The sequence below is a fragment of the Rhodosalinus sp. FB01 genome (genome assembly GCF_041365715.1).
In the GTDB taxonomy this organism is placed as follows: domain Bacteria; phylum Pseudomonadota; class Alphaproteobacteria; order Rhodobacterales; family Rhodobacteraceae; genus Rhodosalinus.
This window is the reverse complement of the sequence record NZ_JBGFSH010000066.1, coordinates 1-470: the sequence shown is the minus strand read 5'-3', so window position 1 is coordinate 470 and position 470 is coordinate 1. Positions and strand designations below refer to the sequence as shown.

The 470-nt window shown below is 66.7% G+C and carries 1 protein-coding gene; it reads right to left on the bottom strand.

Going from position 1 to position 470, the window contains the following annotated elements:
- On the bottom strand, nucleotides 1–203 hold a 203-nt coding region (locus AB6A65_RS16595), incomplete at its 3' end, for a hypothetical protein (protein ID WP_371039491.1).
- Nucleotides 204–470: the final 267 nt, after the last annotated feature.

Below are 470 nucleotides of genomic sequence, written 5' to 3'. Positions count from 1 at the left end.
GTGCGATCGGTCGGCAGCCCGAGCTCGGCTGCAGCCTCGCCTTTCACGAACTTGATGACCCCCTTGGTGGTGAGGACGCTCAGCCGTTCGCGGATGCTGGTCTGCCCGCTGAGACCGCTCTTGTTCTCGAAGGATTCCGCGAAGAGCGTCATGGTATACATCCGGCCCGCCCGGGCTTCGCGGTCGAGAATGTCGGCGATCACCTCGCCCTTCCGGTCACGCTCGGNGTATACATCCGGCCCGCCCGGGCTTCGCGGTCGAGAATGTCGGCGATCACCTCGCCCTTCCGGTCACGCTCGGCATCGTGCTTCGCGCCCATCTCGGCGCGCACCAGCCGCTCGTTCATCGGGTTGATCTCGACCCATTCGCCGCCGCGCTTGTCGATGAGCTTGGGCGCGAGTGCGGGCCCGTTGCGCAGCTCGATCTCCAGCTTGCGCTCCGACGCATCCTCGTCGGGCCGGTGCAGGATC